The 629-nt window shown below is 42.9% G+C and carries 2 protein-coding genes; both read left to right on the top strand.

From position 1 onward, the window contains the following. Window positions 1-283 (top strand): ribbon-helix-helix domain-containing protein (locus R7Q09_RS26555; RefSeq protein ID WP_318143994.1); only part of this gene is annotated, 283 nt, incomplete at its 5' end. Window positions 284-437: 154 nt separating this feature from the next. Then, a partial coding sequence (locus tag R7Q09_RS26550) for a VOC family protein (protein WP_318143993.1) occupies window positions 438-629 on the top strand: 192 nt, incomplete at its 3' end.

Raw genomic sequence — 629 nt, 5'->3', positions numbered from 1 at the left:
TAAACAACCACAGGATAATTATCAGTTTATCACTCGTTCCATCCGCATTGACGGCCATGCCACCAGCGTAAAATTAGAGTCGAGTTTTTGGACGATTCTTGAAGAAATTGCCAGTGCGCAAGACATGACCGTTCCAAAGTTTATCAGTACGGTGTATCAAGAAGCACTGGAATACAATGGTGAAGTGAACAACTTTGCATCCTTACTGCGCTGCGCATGTCTCACGTATGCTCGCCAACCGGAAAACACGCTCCATCAAGCGCTTACTCAACTTAACGCCTAACACCTAACTATATTCTTACCAAAATATTCAATGGCATCGATGAGGCTTTACGCCTCAATCGTAAGCTATTGAGCGTATTCTTATTTGTCGTACTCTAGTACTACCCACACTCCTTTTGTACTCGCTAACCTATGCGGACAATTAAGGAGTACTCATGACAAAAATGATACACACCATGATCCGAGTACGCGATCTGGACCGTTCCCTACAATTTTACCGCGACGCACTTGAGCTAGAGATCAAAGACCAATACGTTTTTGATGGTTTCTCCCTAACCTATCTAGCAAATGAAGAAACAGGCTTTGAATTAGAACTTACACACAACCACGACCAAATCGAACCTTAT

Source organism: Vibrio sp. 2130-1 (genome assembly GCF_033339515.1).
The sequence above is the reverse complement of the archived record's forward strand: the minus strand, read 5'-3'. Positions and strand labels throughout refer to the sequence as shown.